The organism is Streptomyces sp. NPDC060194 (assembly GCF_042728285.1).
Lineage (GTDB): Bacteria > Actinomycetota > Actinomycetes > Streptomycetales > Streptomycetaceae > Streptomyces.
In genome coordinates, this window is the sequence record NZ_JBHWZH010000034.1 from 1 (window position 1) to 16,351 (window position 16,351).

At 72.1% G+C, this 16,351-nt stretch carries 8 protein-coding genes; 7 read left to right on the top strand and 1 reads right to left on the bottom strand.

Annotated features, from left to right (window positions below):
* Positions 1 to 47: 47 nt before the first annotated feature.
* Positions 48 to 2,678: a SpoIIE family protein phosphatase gene (locus ACFWEG_RS10285; RefSeq protein ID WP_387211719.1), complete on the bottom strand. Its 2,631-nt coding sequence runs from the start codon at positions 2,676 to 2,678 to the stop codon at positions 48 to 50.
* A gap of 315 nt (positions 2,679 to 2,993) precedes the next feature.
* On the opposite strand from ACFWEG_RS10285, the gene ACFWEG_RS10290 reads away from it, so the two are divergent.
* The 7 genes from ACFWEG_RS10290 to ACFWEG_RS10320 all read left to right on the top strand — a co-directional run bounded on the left by ACFWEG_RS10290 (position 2,994) and on the right by ACFWEG_RS10320 (position 16,246).
* Entirely contained in the window at positions 2,994 to 8,486 is a 5,493-nt protein-coding gene (locus ACFWEG_RS10290; protein ID WP_387211722.1) for a HAMP domain-containing protein, read from the top strand.
* A gap of 256 nt (positions 8,487 to 8,742) precedes the next feature.
* Complete coding sequence (locus ACFWEG_RS10295) at positions 8,743 to 9,432, top strand: two-component system response regulator (RefSeq protein ID WP_387211725.1); 690 nt, start codon at positions 8,743 to 8,745, stop codon at positions 9,430 to 9,432.
* 136 nt (positions 9,433 to 9,568) lie between these two features.
* Complete coding sequence (locus ACFWEG_RS10300) at positions 9,569 to 12,343, top strand: DNA translocase FtsK (RefSeq protein ID WP_387211728.1); 2,775 nt, start codon at positions 9,569 to 9,571, stop codon at positions 12,341 to 12,343.
* Between the two features lie 245 nt (positions 12,344 to 12,588).
* Complete coding sequence (locus ACFWEG_RS10305) at positions 12,589 to 13,476, top strand: helix-turn-helix domain-containing protein (RefSeq protein ID WP_387211731.1); 888 nt, start codon at positions 12,589 to 12,591, stop codon at positions 13,474 to 13,476.
* Positions 13,477 to 13,566: 90 nt separating this feature from the next.
* Complete coding sequence (gene rimO, locus ACFWEG_RS10310) at positions 13,567 to 15,054, top strand: 30S ribosomal protein S12 methylthiotransferase RimO (protein ID WP_387211735.1); 1,488 nt, start codon at positions 13,567 to 13,569, stop codon at positions 15,052 to 15,054.
* Positions 15,051 to 15,707, top strand: a complete 657-nt coding sequence (pgsA, locus tag ACFWEG_RS10315; RefSeq protein WP_387211738.1) for a CDP-diacylglycerol--glycerol-3-phosphate 3-phosphatidyltransferase — start codon at positions 15,051 to 15,053, stop codon at positions 15,705 to 15,707. The genes rimO and pgsA overlap by 4 nt, the downstream gene beginning before the upstream one ends.
* Positions 15,704 to 16,246 carry a CinA family protein gene (locus ACFWEG_RS10320; RefSeq protein ID WP_387211741.1) on the top strand — a complete coding sequence of 181 codons (543 nt, stop codon included), beginning with the start codon at positions 15,704 to 15,706 and terminating at the stop codon, positions 16,244 to 16,246. The genes pgsA and ACFWEG_RS10320 overlap by 4 nt, the downstream gene beginning before the upstream one ends.
* Positions 16,247 to 16,351: the final 105 nt, after the last annotated feature.

Consider the following 16,351-nt stretch of genomic DNA (forward strand, 5'->3'; position numbering starts at 1 on the left):
GGGGTTCCCCGCGCCGACCGACCGGCGCGGGGAACCGGCAACCGCCGTCAGTCCAGGTGCGGTTCCGGCACGCGCAGGGTCAGGATCGCCATGTCGTCGGAGGGGGCGTCGCTGGCGAAGCGTTCGACGGCGCGCATGATGCGGGCCGCGACCGCCCCTGCCGTCAGGCCCGTGCAGGTGGCGAGGACGTCCGCGAGCCCGTCGTCGCCGAGCATGCGGGTGCCCTCACGCCGTTCGGTGATGCCGTCGGTGACGCACAGCAGCACGTCCCCGTGGTCGAGCGTGTACGTCTCCTCGTACAGCTCCAGGTCGTCCATCACGCCGAGCAGGGGCTGGGGTTCGGCGGCGGGGACGACGGTGCCGTCCGGGCGCAGGCGCAGGGGGAGCGGGTGGCCGGCGCAGACGACCTTGAGGACGGCGCTGCCGTCCTCCTGCGGCCACAGCTCGCCGTAGAGGAGGGTGAGGAAGCGGCTGCGGGCGCCCTCGTCGAGGATCGCGGCGTTGAGGCGTTCGAGGACGGCGGGGCCGCTGAAGCCCTCGCGGGCGAGCAGCCGCAGGGCGTGGCGGGCGAGACCGGTGACGGCCGCGGCCTCGGGGCCGGTGCCGCAGACGTCGCCGATGGCGAAGCCGTAGGCGCCGTCGCGGATGGGGAAGAGGTCGTAGAAGTCGCCGCCGACCTCGTTGCCCTCGCCGGCGGCGCGGTAGATGACCTCGACCTCGACGTTCGGGACGACCGGCAGCTCCGGGGGGAGGAGGCTGCGCTGGAGGGACTGGCTGATCGCGACGCGCTCGGAGTACAGGCGGGAGTTGTCCAGCGCGAGGGCGGCCCGGCGTGAGAGGTCCTCGGCGAGCTCCAGGATCTCCTGGCGGAAGTGGTCGTCGGACGGCTTGCCCAGGGTGAGCATGCCGATGACGCGGTTGCGGGCGACCAGCGGCAGGACGACCGTCTCGCCGGCCACCGCCGCGGAGGTGGCGAGCGTGGCGCCGATGCCGTTGCCCAGGTGCGGGGTGTCGGAGCGGCCGAGGCTGTGGATGGAGGCGCGCAGGGCGGCCTGGTGGGCGGCCTCGGCGGGCGCGCTCCAGGGGCGGGCGCCGGGGGTGGGGACGGGGTCGGGCGGGCTGATCTTGGAGAGCAGCGCCTTGAGGCCGTCGATGCGCTCCTCGTCCTCGTGCAGGACGTAGGAGAGGTAGGGGGCCGAGGTCTGGTCGGCGATGGTGTAGACGGCGCACCAGGTGGCGAGGGTGGGGACGGTCATCTGCGCCATGAGGGCGAGGGTCTGGTCGCGGTCCAGGGTGCCGGCGAGGAGGTCGGAGGCCTCGACGAGGAAGGAGAGCGAGCCGCGGCGCAGCCGCTCCAGCTCACCGAGGCGGGCCGACTCGACGGCGAGCGCGATGCGGTCGGCGGCGAACTGCAGCCGCAGCGCCTCCTCGTTGGAGTATCGGCCGGCGGCCTCCGCCGCGACGCCGAGCGAGCCGGTGAGTCGGCCCTCGACCTTGAGTGGGACGGTGACGACCGACCGCATGCCCGTGCCGGCGAGCAGGGGGACGGCGCCGGGGACCGCGGCCAGGTCGTCGTGGACGGCGGGCATGCGGGCCGAGCCGTAGCGGCCGGAGCCGGCCTCGACGGGGACGCGCGCGAACCGCTGGCGGGCCGAGGGCAGCCCGGTGGAGGCGCGGACCTCCAGCTCGGTCTCGTCGTCGGTGGCGAGCAGCAGGAAGGCGGCGTCGCCGTCGAGCATGTCGCGGGAGCGCTCGACGGTGCGCTGGAGCAGGCCGTCGAGGTCGTCGGGGGCGGGGGAGCCGATGAACGTCTCGAACGGGTCGCTGGTGCGGCTCTCGGCCAGCGAGGAGGAGTCGGTGGACGCGCCGCGCAGAGGTGTCTGCAGGACGGCCCGGTCCTCGTCGCGGACCAGCAGGCAGACGGTGGACGGCGCGCCGTCGCTGTCGCGGACGCGCAGGTGGGAGGCGTAGACGGGCAGGACGCGGCCGTCGGCGGCGCGGAAGCCGTAGCTGCCCTCCCAGCGGGAGAGGCCGAGGGCCTCGGCGACGCCGGTGCCGGTGCCGGGGGTGTGCGGCCAGGCGACGAAGTCGGTGAGGAGCTTGCCGGTGATCTGTTCGGCGGGGTGGCCGAAGACGTGCTCGGCGTCCTCGTTCCACGAGGTGACGGCACCGGCCGCGTCGGTCTGCACGACGGCGACCCGGACCCGTCCGTCGGCGGCGGGGAGCAGGCCGACGGGGAGGGCGGGCCCGGCGGAGCGGGTCCCGACGGGGCGCTCGGGCAGTTCGAGCTGGAACCAGACCTGCTTGTGGGTGGGGGTGTACTCGACGCCCCAGCGGGCGGCCAGGGCCGCGCAGAGCAGCAGGCCGCGGCCGCCCTCCTGGTCGGGGCTGCGCTCCTCGACGCCGGAGAGCAGGGGCACCTCGCGCTCGGGGTAGTGGTCGGCGACCTCGACCCGTACGCCGTCCTCGGAGCGCAGGCACAGGACCTGGGCCTCGGTGCCGGCGTGGACGACGGCGTTGGTGACCAGCTCGCTGGTGAGGACGACGGCGTCGTCGACGATGTCGGAGAAGCCCCAGCCGTGGAGGGTGTCGCGGACGAAGCCGCGGGCGGACGCGACCGAGCGGCCGACCGGTTCGAAGGTTGCGGCCGCGCGGGCGGTGATCACAGAACTCCTCATGTTCGAACGCGCCTCTGCCCCGAGATCCGCCATCGTGCGGCCGCCCCTCCGTGCCCCGTGTGTGTCACCGTGCGGTGTGGATTCGCGCGCCGTCGACCGGGCCGGGCGGGCCGGACGGTTGGACAGCCGGATGCCAGGTTACTTACCTTCGCGGTCCGGGCCGATGCCGGTCTTCCGTGTTTCCGTCCCTACGGGGCGGGGACGGTATGCGAAGCTGCCGAACTGTTATGGCCAGGTTCGGCCGTGGTGAAACACTGGGCAGGCTTCAAGGGAAGCCCCCCTGGGCATTGAGGTCGACCCCTGCGGGAGGGACACGTGGAGTCTGGCGGATCGGCGCGAGGCACGGGCACGCGCGCGAAGAGCAGTCCGCCGCGACCTCGCCGGCGGCGCGGGACCACCGAGGTGGACACGGCCGCGCTCGACCGGCTGCTCACCGCGCTCGTGGCCATGCGGGACGGCAACTTCCGGCGGCGGCTGACCGTCTCCGGCGACGGTGTCATGCCGGAGATCGCGGCCGTCTTCAACGAGGTCGCGGACCGCAAGCTGCATCTGACGGGCGAGCTGCAGCGGGTGCGGCGGATGGTCGGCCGCGAGGGGAAGCTCGCGGAGCGCCTGGAGACGGGCGTCAGCGAGGGCGACTGGGCCGACGCGATCGACGCGGCGAACGCGCTGGTCGACGACCTGGTGCGGCCGGTCTCCGAGGTCGGCCGGGTGCTGTCGGCGGTCGCGGAGGGCGACCTCGACCAGCGGATGGACCTGCGGGCGCAGGCCGCCGAGGGCACGGAGCGGCCGCTGCGGGGCGAGTTCCTGAAGGTCGGCCGGACCGTGAACGGCCTGGTCGACCAGCTGTCCACGTTCACCGACGAGGTGACCCGGGTGGCCAGCGAGGTGGGCACGGAGGGCAAGCTCGGCGGGCAGGCGAAGGTCCGGGGGATGTCCGGGTCGTGGAAGGACCTGACCGACTCCGTCAACACGATGGCGTACCGGCTCACCGCGCAGGTGCGGGACATCGCGCTGGTCACCACCGCCGTCGCCAAGGGCGATCTGTCCCGCAAGGTCACCGTCGAGGTGGCCGGCGAGATGGCGGAGCTGAAGAACACCGTCAACACGATGGTGGACCAGTTGTCGTCGTTCTCCTCCGAGGTGACCCGGGTCGCCCGCGAGGTGGGCACCGAGGGCGAGCTGGGCGGGCAGGCGACGGTGCCGGGGGTGGCGGGGGTCTGGAAGGACCTCACCGACTCGGTGAACACCATGGCGGGGAACCTGACCTCGCAGGTGCGGGGCATCGCCGAGGTGACGACGGCGGTCGCCAACGGCGACCTGTCGCAGAAGGTCACGGTGAGCGCCCGCGGCGAGGTGGCGCAGCTCGCCGACACGATCAACCAGATGACCGAGACCCTTCGGACGTTCGCCGACGAGGTGACCCGGGTGGCGCGCGAGGTCGGCCTCGAAGGGGAGTTGGGCGGCCAGGCGAAGGTGCCGGGGGCGGCGGGGACGTGGAAGGACCTGACCGACTCCGTCAACACGGCGTTCCGCAACCTCACCGGTCAGGTGAGGGACATCGCGCAGGTGACGACGGCGGTCGCGAACGGCGACATGTCGCAGAAGGTCACCGTCGACGTCGCCGGCGAGATGCTGGAGCTGAAGAACACCGTCAACACGATGGTCGACCAGCTCTCCGCGTTCGGCGCCGAGGTGACCCGGGTGGCGCGGGAGATCGGCGTCGAGGGCGAGCTGGGCGGGCAGGCGCGGGTGCCGGGGGCGGCGGGGACGTGGAAGGACCTGACCGACTCCGTCAACACGGCGTTCCGCAACCTCACCGGTCAGGTGCGCAACATCGCGCAGGTGACGACGGCCGTGGCCAACGGGGACCTCTCGCAGAAGGTCACCGTGGACGTGTCCGGCGAGATGCTCCAGCTGAAGAACACCGTCAACACGATGGTCGACCAGCTGTCGTCGTTCGCCGACCAGGTGACCCGGATGGCCAGGGACGTGGGCACGGAGGGCCGCCTCGGCGGGCAGGCGCGCGTCATCGGGGTCTCGGGGACGTGGAAGGACCTGACCGACTCCGTCAACTTCATGGCCGGCAACCTCACCTCTCAGGTGCGGCAGATCGCGCAGGTCACGACGGCGGTCGCGCGCGGTGACCTGTCGCAGAAGATCGAGGTCGACGCGCGCGGCGAGATCCTGGAGCTGAAGAACACCATCAACACGATGGTCGACCAGCTCTCCGCCTTCGCCGACCAGGTCACCCGCGTGGCCCGCGAGGTGGGCACCGACGGGCGGCTCGGCGGGCAGGCGCAGGTGCCGGGCGTGGCCGGGGTGTGGCGCGACTTGACCGACTCGGTGAACGGCATGGCCGGGAACCTCACGGCGCAGGTCCGCAACATCGCCCAGGTGGCGACGGCGGTCGCGCGCGGTGACCTGTCGCAGAAGATCGACGTGGACGCGCGCGGCGAGATCCTGGAGCTGAAGAACACCCTCAACACGATGGTGGACCAGCTGTCGTCGTTCGCGGAGCAGGTGACCCGGGTGGCCCGCGAGGTGGGCACCGAGGGGCAGTTGGGCGGGCAGGCCGAGGTGCAGGGGGTGTCGGGCACCTGGAAGGACCTGACGCAGTCCGTGAACTTCATGGCGAACAACCTCACCAGCCAGGTGCGGAACATCGCCGAGGTGACGACGGCCGTGGCGCGCGGCGACCTGTCGAAGAAGATCACCGTCGACGCCAAGGGCGAGATCCTGGAGCTGGTGACGACCGTCAACACGATGGTCGACCAGCTGTCGTCGTTCGCGGAGCAGGTGACCCGGGTGGCCCGCGAGGTGGGCACCGAGGGGCAGCTCGGCGGGCAGGCGCGGGTGCCGGGCGTCACCGGCATCTGGAAGGACCTCAGCGACAACGTCAACCTGATGGCCAACAACCTCACCAGCCAGGTGCGGAACATCTCCCAGGTCTCGGCGGCGGTCGCCAACGGAGACCTGACGAAGAAGGTGACGGTCAAGGCGCGCGGCGAGGTCGCGCAGCTCGCCGACACCGTCAACACGATGGTGACGACGCTGTCGTCGTTCGCCGACGAGGTGACCCGGGTGGCCCGCGAGGTGGGCACCGACGGCATCCTCGGCGGGCAGGCGCGGGTGCCGGGCGTCTCGGGGACGTGGAAGGACCTCACCGAGTCGGTGAACTCGATGGCGTCCAACCTGACCGGCCAGGTGCGCAACATCGCGATGGTCACCACCGCGGTCGCCAAGGGCGACCTGACGAAGAAGATCGACGTCGACGCGCGCGGCGAGATCCTGGAGCTCAAGACGACCATCAACACGATGGTCGACCAGCTGTCGTCGTTCGCCGAGGAGGTCACCCGCGTCGCCCGCGAGGTGGGCACGGAGGGCCAGCTCGGCGGGCAGGCGCGGGTGCGGGACGTCGACGGCACCTGGCGCGACCTGACCGAGTCGGTGAACGAGATGGCCGGGAACCTGACCCGTCAGGTCCGCGCCATCGCGGCGGTCGCCACGGCGGTGACCCGCGGCGACCTCAACCTCAAGATCGACGTGGACGCGGCCGGCGAGATCCAGGTCCTGCAGGACAACATCAACACGATGATCGCGAACCTGCGCGACACCACGATCGCCAACAAGGAGCAGGACTGGCTCAAGGGCAACCTCGCCCGCATCTCCGGCCTGATGCAGGGCCGCCGCGACCTCGCCGACGTCGCCTCGCTGATCATGAGCGAGCTGACGCCGGTGGTCTCCGCGCAGCACGGCGCGTTTTTTCTCGCGATGCCCGTCGACGACGGCCCGGACCTGGCCGTCGAGGTCGGCGACGACGCCTACGAGTTGCGGATGCTGGGGAGTTACGGCTACTCGATGGGCGCGATGCCCACCGCGTTCCGGCCCGGCGAGACGCTGATCGGCACCGCGGCGACGGAGAAGCGCACCATCCTGGTGGAGAACGCGCCCAGCGGCTACCTCAAGATCGCCTCCGGGCTCGGCGAGGCGCCGCCGGCGCAGGTCATCGTCCTGCCGGTGCTCTTCGAGGGGAAGATCCTCGGCGTCATCGAACTGGCCTCGTTCCAGCCGTTCACGCAGATCCAGCGCGACTTCCTCAGCCAGATCGCGGAGATGATCGCGACCTCCGTCAACACCATCAGCGTCAACACCAAGACCGAGGTGCTGCTGAAGCAGTCGCAGGAACTCACCGAGCAACTGCGGGAACGGTCGGCCGAGTTGGAGAACCGGCAGAAGGCGCTCCAGGTCTCCAACGCCGAACTGGAGGAGAAGGCCGAGCTGTTGGCCCGGCAGAACCGCGACATCGAGGTCAAGAACACCGAGATCGAGGAGGCGCGGCAGGTCCTGGAGGAGCGCGCCGAGCAGCTCGCCGTCTCGATGCGCTACAAGTCCGAGTTCCTGGCGAACATGTCGCACGAGCTGCGGACCCCGCTCAACTCCCTGCTGATCCTGGCCAAGTTGCTCGCCGACAACGCCGAGGCGAACCTCTCCCACAAGCAGGTCGAGTTCGCCGAGACCATCCACGGCGCGGGCTCGGACCTGCTGCAGCTCATCAACGACATCCTGGACCTGTCGAAGGTCGAGGCGGGCAAGATGGACGTCAGCCCGACCCGGATCGCGCTCGTCCAGCTCGTCGACTACGTGGAGGCCACCTTCCGGCCGCTCACCGCCGAGAAGGGCCTCGACTTCTCCGTCCGGGTCTCCCCGGAGCTGCCCGCCACGCTGCACACCGACGAGCAGCGGCTGCTGCAGGTGCTGCGCAACCTGCTGTCGAACGCGGTGAAGTTCACCGACGGCGGCGCGGTCGAGCTGGTCATCCGGCACGCCAACGCCGACGTCCCCGACGCGATCCGCGAGCAGCTCCTGGAGGCGGGCTCCCTCAGGGACGCCAACGCCGACCTGATCGCGTTCTCGGTCACCGACACCGGCATCGGCATCGCGGCGAGCAAGATGCGGGTCATCTTCGAGGCGTTCAAGCAGGCGGACGGCACCACCAGCCGCAAGTACGGCGGTACGGGCCTGGGGTTGTCGATCAGCCGGGAGATCGCCCGGCTCCTCGGCGGCGAGATCCACGCGGCGAGCGAGCCGGGCCGCGGCTCGACGTTCACGCTGTACCTGCCCCTGCACCCGAGCGAACTCCCGCCCCAGGGCTACGCGCAGCCGGCGCCCGGCTCCGACCGGGCCGGCGAGGAGGCGCAGCCGGAGGAGGCGGCCGCCGACGCCGAGCGGCTCGCGCGGCCCGAACCGCCGCGCGCGGAGCGCGAGGCCGCCGCGGGCCCCGCCGCGCTGTTCCGGCGGCGGCGCAGGGCCGTCCAGGCGGCCCCGCCGCGCGCCGCGCTGCCCGAGCGGGCCTCGGCCGAGCCGGACGGCCTGACGGCCCCGGCGGGTGAGGAGCAGCCGGAGGCCGGCGAGCGGAAGGTGTTCGCGTTCGACGGCGAGCGGGTGCTCATCGTCGACGACGACATCCGCAACGTCTTCGCCCTCACCAGCGTCCTGGAGCAGCACGGGCTCGCGGTGCTCTACGCGGAGAACGGGCGGGAGGGCATCGAGGTCCTGGAGCAGCACGACGACGTGACGCTCGTCCTGATGGACATCATGATGCCGGAGATGGACGGCTACGCGACCACCACCGCGATCCGCCGGATGCCGCAGTTCGCCGGTCTGCCGATCATCGCGCTCACCGCGAAGGCGATGAAGGGCGACCGGGAGAAGGCGATCGAGTCGGGCGCCTCGGACTACGTGACCAAGCCCGTCGACCCCGATCACCTGCTGTCGGTCATGGAGCAGTGGATGCGCGGTGAGTGACGGCGGTTGGCCGGATCCCGTCGGTGCCCGGTGAGGCGGTGCTGACCGAACGTGCCCGAAGGCGTGTGAGGCCTCGGTGTTCGGGGAACCTTCTGGTCTTCACCCGCGTTTCCGCTACGTCGACAGTGACATCGCGGTGACAGGGTGTGGCGACCGGCAGGGTGCGGCTACCATGACCGGCACGAGTGCGGGCGGCGAAAAGGTGTCGCCCCCTGGGGCGGCGCCCGGTTCACTGCCGGGGCGAGGAGGGCGGGCCGTGGTGCAGAAGGCCAAGATCCTCCTGGTCGATGACCGGCCGGAGAATCTGCTGGCGCTGGAGGCCATCCTCTCTGCGCTCGATCAGACGCTGGTGCGGGCATCGTCCGGGGAGGAGGCGCTCAAAGCGCTGCTCACCGACGACTTCGCGGTGATCCTGCTGGATGTCCAGATGCCGGGCATGGACGGGTTCGAGACCGCCGCCCACATCAAGCGGCGGGAGCGGACCCGGGACATCCCGATCATCTTCCTCACCGCGATCAACCACGGCCCGCACCACACCTTCCGCGGGTACGCGGCGGGCGCGGTCGACTACATCTCCAAGCCGTTCGACCCCTGGGTGCTGCGGGCCAAGGTCTCGGTGTTCGTCGAGCTGTACATGAAGAACTGTCAGCTCCGGGAGCAGGCGGCGCTGCTGCGGCTCCAGCTCGAGGGCGGCGCCGGCGCCCGCCCGGGCGCCGGACAGGGCAAGGAGGCCGCCGGTCTCCTCGCCGAGCTGTCCGCGCGGCTCGCCGCCGTCGAGGAGCAGGCCGAGGCGCTCTCCAAGCAGCTCGACGACGACGCGGCCGACGCGTCCGCCGTGGCCACCGCGGCCCATCTCGAACGCAAGCTCACCGGTCTGCGCCGCGCGCTCGACGCGCTGGAGCCGGGCACCGGTTCCGACGCGGCCCAGGTGCAGTCGAAGAGCTGAGCGGGCCTCGCCCGCAGGGGACCGGCGCGCGGCCGCACTGAGGTCGCGTCAGTTTCCGTCCTCCCCGAGGCGACACGTACGGGTGAAGCCGCCGCCACACGTGTTCCGTCCGGCCTCCACCGGTAACCTCACCCCCATGGCCTCACGTATGTCCGCAGCCAAGAAGGCGTCCGCGCAGAAGGCGCCCGCGAAGAAGGCGGCGGCCGTGAAGAGGCCTCCCGCCGCGAAGGCCCCGGCCAAGCGGGCCCCCGCGAGGAAGGCGCCCGCCCGGAAGGCCGCGGCGAAGCGGCCCGCCCCCCGGCCCGCGCCGAGCCCCACCGGCGGCGTCTACCGGATGGTCCGCGCCCTGTGGCTCGGCCTCGCGCACTCCGTGGGCGCGCTGTTCCGCGGCATAGGGCGCGGCGCCAAGGGACTCGACCCGGCCCACCGCAAGGACGGCCTCGCCCTGCTCCTCCTCGGCCTCGCGCTGGTCGTCGCGGCCGGCACCTGGTCGAACCTCTCGGGGCCGGTCGGCGGCCTCGTCGACCTGCTCGTCACCGGCGCGTTCGGCCGCCTGGACCTGCTCGTGCCGCTGCTGCTCGGCGCCGTCGCCGTCCGGCTGATCCGCCATCCGGAACAGCCGGAGGCCAACGGACGGATCGTCATCGGCCTGTCCGCGCTGGTCGTCGGCGTGCTCGGCCAGGTGCACATCGCCTGCGGCGCGCCCGGCCGGGGCCAGGGCACCGACGCGCTGCGGGACGCCGGCGGGTTCATCGGCTGGGGCGCGTCCATGCCGCTCGTCTTCACGATGGGCCAGTTCCTCGCCGTGCCGCTGCTCGTGCTCCTCACCGTCTTCGGGCTGCTCGTCGTCACCGCCACGCCCGTCAACGCGATCCCGCAGCGGCTGCGGCTGCTCGGGGTGCGGCTCGGCGTCATAGAGCCCCGCCCGGAGGACGAGGTACGCGACGAGCGGGCGTACGAGTACGACGACGAGTGGGGCGACGAGGCGCCCGCGCCGCGCGCCCGGCGGCGGGCCTCCACCGCGGACGCCGTCGACCCCGACCACGCCGAGGCGGAGGCGCTCGCCCGGCGCCGGCGGCCGCGCCGCGGCCCCTCGCAGCCGGCCTTCGACCAGCCCATGGACGCCGTCGACGTCGCCGCGGCGGCGGCCGCCGCGCTCGACGGGGCGGTGCTCAACGGGATGCCGCCGTCGCCGCTGGTCGCCGACCTGACCCGGGACGTCACGGGGGAGCGCGGAGCCGAGCGCACGCCCGTGCCGTCCGCGCGAGAGGACACAGGCCGCCCGGTGCCCGGGAAGGTGTCGCGGCCGGCGAAGGCGCCGGAGCCCGAACGGGACGAGGCGACGCCCTCCGACGGCGTCCCCGACCTCACCAAGACCCCGCGGACCGAGGACCGGCCGCTGCCCGCCCGCGCGGAGCAGCTCCAGCTGTCCGGCGACATCACCTACTCGCTGCCCTCGCTGGACCTGCTGGAACGCGGCGGCCCCGGCAAGACCCGCAGCGCCGCCAACGACGCCGTCGTCACCTCGCTGACCACCGTCTTCAGCGAGTTCAAGGTCGACGCCGCCGTCACCGGCTTCACCCGTGGCCCGACCGTCACCCGCTACGAGGTCGAGCTCGGCCCGGCGGTGAAGGTCGAGCGGATCACCGCGCTCACCAAGAACATCGCCTACGCCGTCGCCAGCCCGGACGTGCGGATCATCTCGCCGATCCCCGGCAAGTCGGCCGTCGGCATCGAGATCCCCAACACCGACCGCGAGATGGTCAACCTCGGCGACGTGCTGCGGCTCGCCGACGCCGCCGAGGACGACCACCCGATGCTCGTCGCGCTCGGCAAGGACGTCGAGGGCGGCTACGTGATGGCCAACCTGGCGACCATGCCGCATGTCCTGGTCGCCGGCGCCACCGGCTCGGGCAAGTCGTCCTGCATCAACTGCCTCATCACCAGCATCATGGTGCGGGCCACGCCCGAGGACGTCCGGATGGTCCTCGTCGACCCCAAGCGGGTCGAGCTGACGGCCTACGAGGGCATCCCGCACCTCATCACCCCGATCATCACCAACCCCAAGAAGGCCGCCGAGGCCCTGCAGTGGGTCGTGCGCGAGATGGACCTGCGCTACGACGACCTCGCCGCCTTCGGCTACCGCCACATCGACGACTTCAACAAGGCCGTCCGGGACGGCAAGCTGAAGACGCCCGAGGGCAGCGAGCGCGAGCTCTCGCCGTACCCGTACCTGCTGGTGATCGTCGACGAGCTCGCCGACCTGATGATGGTCGCCCCCCGGGACGTCGAGGACTCCATCGTCCGGATCACCCAGCTCGCCCGTGCGGCGGGCATCCACCTCGTGCTCGCCACCCAGCGTCCTTCGGTGGACGTCGTGACCGGTCTGATCAAGGCGAACGTGCCCTCGCGGCTCGCGTTCGCCACCTCCTCGCTCGCGGACTCCCGCGTCATCCTCGACCAGCCGGGCGCGGAGAAGCTGATCGGCAAGGGCGACGGTCTCTTCCTGCCGATGGGGGCCAACAAGCCCACCCGTATGCAGGGCGCGTTCGTCACCGAGGACGAGGTCCACGCGGTGGTGCAGCACTGCAAGGACCAGATGGCGCCGGTCTTCCGGGACGACGTCACCGTCGGCGGCAAGCAGAAGAAGGAGATCGACGAGGAGATCGGCGACGACCTCGACCTGCTCTGCCAGGCGGTCGAACTGGTGGTCTCCACCCAGTTCGGCTCCACCTCGATGCTCCAGCGCAAGCTCAGGGTCGGCTTCGCGAAGGCGGGGCGGCTGATGGACCTGATGGAGTCGCGGAACATCGTCGGACCCAGCGAGGGGTCCAAGGCGCGGGACGTGCTGGTGAAGGCGGACGAGATCGAGGGAGTGATCGCCGTCATCCGCGGGGAGTCCCAGGACTAGAGCGGGGGACGACCACGGGCGAAGGGGGCGTACCGCCCCGGTGATGGGGCGGATTCCGCCGGGAGGGGCGCGGCGGGCAACCGTTTCGCCCGGGGCCACGTCCACGGGGTAGGCGGAGCGGTGAGCGGTCCGGCCGGTGGACCGTTCCGATGGCGTAAAAGGTCCCCCGTCCGGTTGCCCCACCCTTTCGCACCACCCCTAAACTGAACCTCCAGCAGGTGGTTGAACGCTCGAAAGGCGTCCCCGTGTCCATCGGCAAATCCTCCGGCACCCCCCACGAGTCCCCCGAACCGGCCGAGACCGACGCGGCCCCGGAACCGGGCAGCACCCCGGATTCCGGCGCGGCCGACGAGGCCCGCCCCTCGATCGGGCGCGCCCTGCGCGAGGCCCGCGCCGCCGCCGGGCTGAGCGTCGACCAGATCAGCCAGACCACCCGCGTCCGCGCACCGATCGTCCAGGACATCGAGCAGGACGACTTCTCCCGGTGCGGCGGCGACGTCTACGCCCGCGGACACATCAGGACCATCGCCGCCGCCGTCGGCATCGCCCCCGGGCCGCTGCTCGAGCAGTTCGCCGAGGAACGCGGCGGCCGGCCGCAGCCCACCCCCGCGGCCCCGCTGTTCGAGGCCGAGCGGATCAGGCCGGAGCGGCAGCGGCCGAACTGGACGGCGGCCATGGTCGCCGCGATCGTCGCGGTGATCGGCTTCGTCGGCTTCACGATGTTCACCGGTGACGACGAGGGATCCAAGCGGAACCTGGCCCAGGACGACGCCACGCCCGCCCCGTCCGCCGAGCCGAGCAAGAGCCCCGCGAAGGCCGCGGGCCCCAAGCCCGCGCCGTCCGAGAGCGCCGTCGCGGCGGCTCCCGCGGACAAGGTGACCGTGAAGCTGGTCGTCGTCGAGGACGGCCGCAGCTGGGTCTCCGCCAAGGACCACAACGGGATGAAGCTCTTCGACGGCACCCTGCAGCAGGGCGACGCGAAGACCTTCACCGACCCGCAGAAGATCGACCTGGTCCTCGGCAACGCCGGCGCGATCCAGCTGTTCGTGAACGGCAAGGAGATCAAGGACGAGTTCGGCGACGGCCAGGTCGAGCGGCTCACCTACACCAAGGGCGACCCCGAGGCCGGGTGACCGCCCCGGTCGCGCCCGCCGCGGCCCTCCGGGGCGGGCCCGGGGGCGGCGGCGCTCTGGGCGCCGGCCGGACGAAGTACGCTGGGTGCCATGCCCGAACGCCGTACCGTCGCTCTCGTCACTCTTGGCTGCGCCCGTAACGAGGTGGACTCGGAGGAGCTCGCAGGCCGCCTGGAGGCGGACGGCTGGGAGCTCGTCGAGGACGCCGCCCACGCCGACGTCGCCGTCGTCAACACCTGCGGATTCGTCGAGGCCGCCAAGAAGGACTCCGTCGACGCCCTGCTCGAAGCCAACGATCTGAAGGACCACGGCAAGACCCAGGCCGTGGTCGCCGTGGGCTGCATGGCCGAGCGCTACGGCAAGGAGCTGGCCGGCGCCCTGCCCGAGGCGGACGGCGTCCTCGGCTTCGACGACTACGCCGACATCTCCGACCGCCTGCAGACCATCCTCAACGGCGGCATCCACGCCTCCCACACCCCCCGCGACCGGCGCAAGCTGCTGCCGATCAGCCCGGCCGAGCGCCAGACGGCCGGGGGCGTCGCGCTGCCCGGCCACGCCCAGAGTGCCGAGCCCGCGCCGGCCCCCGAGGACCTCCCCGAAGGCATCGCGCCCGCGTCCGGACCGCGCGCGCCGCTGCGCCGCCGGCTCGGCTCCGCCGGTCCGGTCGCCTCCGTCAAGCTGGCCTCCGGCTGCGACCGCCGCTGCTCCTTCTGCGCCATCCCCTCCTTCCGCGGCTCCTTCATCTCGCGCCGCCCGAGCGACGTCCTGCAGGAGACCCGCTGGCTCGCCGAGCAGGGCGTCAAGGAGGTGATGCTCGTCTCGGAGAACAACACCTCCTACGGCAAGGACCTCGGCGACATCCGGCTCCTGGAGACCCTGCTGCCCGAGCTGGCGGACGTCGACGGCATCGAGCGCATCCGCGTCAGCTACCTCCAGCCCGCCGAGATGCGGCCCGGCCTGATCGACGTCCTCACCTCGACGCCGAAGGTCGCCCCGTACTTCGACCTGTCCTTCCAGCACTCCGCGCCCGGCGTGCTGCGCGCCATGCGCCGCTTCGGCGACACCGACCGGTTCCTGGAGCTGCTCGACACCATCCGGAGCAAGGCGCCCCAGGCGGGTGTCCGCTCGAACTTCATCGTCGGCTTCCCCGGCGAGACCGAGGCCGACTTCGCCGAGCTGGAACGCTTCCTCACCGGCGCCCGCCTCGACGCCATCGGCGTCTTCGGCTACTCCGACGAGGAGGGCACGGAGGCCGAGACGTACGACGGGAAGCTGGACCAGGACACCGTCGACGCGCGCCTCGCGCACCTCTCGCAGCTGGCCGAGGAGCTCACCGCCCAGCGCGCCGACGAGCGCGTCGGCGAGACGCTCCACGTCCTCGTCGAGAGCGCCGGAGACGACGACAGCGAGGGTCTCGCCTTCGGCCGCGCGGCCCACCAGGCGCCCGAGACCGACGGCCAGGTGATCTTCACGGAGAGCGCCGGTCTCGTCCCGGGTCGTATGGTCGAGGCGAAGGCGGTCGGTACCGAAGGGGTCGACCTCGTGGCGGAATGTATCGACGTGGAGGCGGCCAGATGACGGGAGTCCCGGCATCCGCGGCGGGCGGTACCGGCGCCACGCCGGCCCGCGGCGGGAAGCTGGGGGCCGCGGCGGTCGACCCCGTCTCCCTCTGGAACATCGCCAACATCCTCACGATGATCCGGCTGGTCCTCGTGCCGGGCTTCGTGATCATCCTGCTGCAGGACGGCGGCCACGACCCCGTCTGGCGGGCCTGGGCCTGGGCGGCCTTCGCCGTCGCCATGATCACCGACGTCTTCGACGGCCACCTGGCCCGGACGTACGACCTGGTCACCGACTTCGGCAAGATCGCCGACCCGATCGCCGACAAGGCCATCATGGGCGCGGCGCTCATCTGCCTCTCCTGGCTGGGCGATCTGCCGTGGTGGGTGACCGCCGTGATCCTGGCCCGGGAACTCGGCATCACGCTCATGCGTTTCTGGGTCATCCGGCACGGTGTGATCCCCGCCAGCAGGGGCGGCAAGCTGAAGACCCTCACCCAGGGGGTCGCCGTCGGGATGTACGTCCTGGTGCTCACCGGGCCGCTGGCGACCCTGCGGTGGTGGGTGATGGCGGCCGCCGTCGTGCTCACCGTCGGCACCGGGCTCGACTACGTCCGGCAGGCCGTCGTGCTGCGGCGCATCGGCCGCGCGGCCGAGCGGGAGACCTCGTGACGTCGGACGCCCACGAGGAGTCGGATGTCCTGGAGCTCCTGGTGGGGCGCGGCGAGAGCGTCGCCTGTGCTGAGTCCCTGACCGGCGGCCTGCTGGCCGCGGCGCTGACCGACGTACCCGGGGCCTCGCGGGCCTTCCGCGGCGGGGTCACGGCGTACGCCACCGACGTCAAGCGGGACGTGCTCGGCGTGGACGGTGCGCTGCTGGCCGAGCGGGGCGCCGTCGATCCGGACGTCGCCCTCGCGATGGCCGCGGGCGTCAGGCGGCTCCTCGGCGCCGACTGGGGCGTCGCGACCACCGGCGTCGCCGGGCCCGACCCGCAGGACGGGCGGCCGGTCGGGACGGTGTTCGTGGCGGTCGCGGGACCGGGTGCGGAAGGTGGCCTCGGGGAGCATGCCCGAATTGTCACGCCCCTGCGGTTGAACGGTGGCCGAACGGAAATCCGTAAGGACAGCGTACGAGCGGCCCTCGGGCTGCTGTCCGGCGAACTGATCGGAAATGGGCGGACACAGGATACGGAACAGAACGGGGGGATTTGATGTTTGCAGCCCTGAGTGAACACGACATCGCTCCCCGCACGGCCGCGTCGCTAAGCGGTACGGTGGGGCGTAATGGATGCGGCTACGCGGTCCGAGGAGGGAGCC

Excerpts from the sequence above, each read along its gene's own strand:
- ACFWEG_RS10285 (WP_387211719.1), bottom strand. The coding sequence starts at position 2,678 with ATGAGGAGTTCTGTGATCACCGCCCGCGCGGCCGCAACCTTCGAACCG.
- ACFWEG_RS10300 (WP_387211728.1), top strand. The coding sequence starts at position 9,569 with ATGGCCTCACGTATGTCCGCAGCCAAGAAGGCGTCCGCGCAGAAGGCG.
- rimO (WP_387211735.1), top strand. The coding sequence starts at position 13,567 with ATGCCCGAACGCCGTACCGTCGCTCTCGTCACTCTTGGCTGCGCCCGT.
- pgsA (WP_387211738.1), top strand. The coding sequence starts at position 15,051 with ATGACGGGAGTCCCGGCATCCGCGGCGGGCGGTACCGGCGCCACGCCG.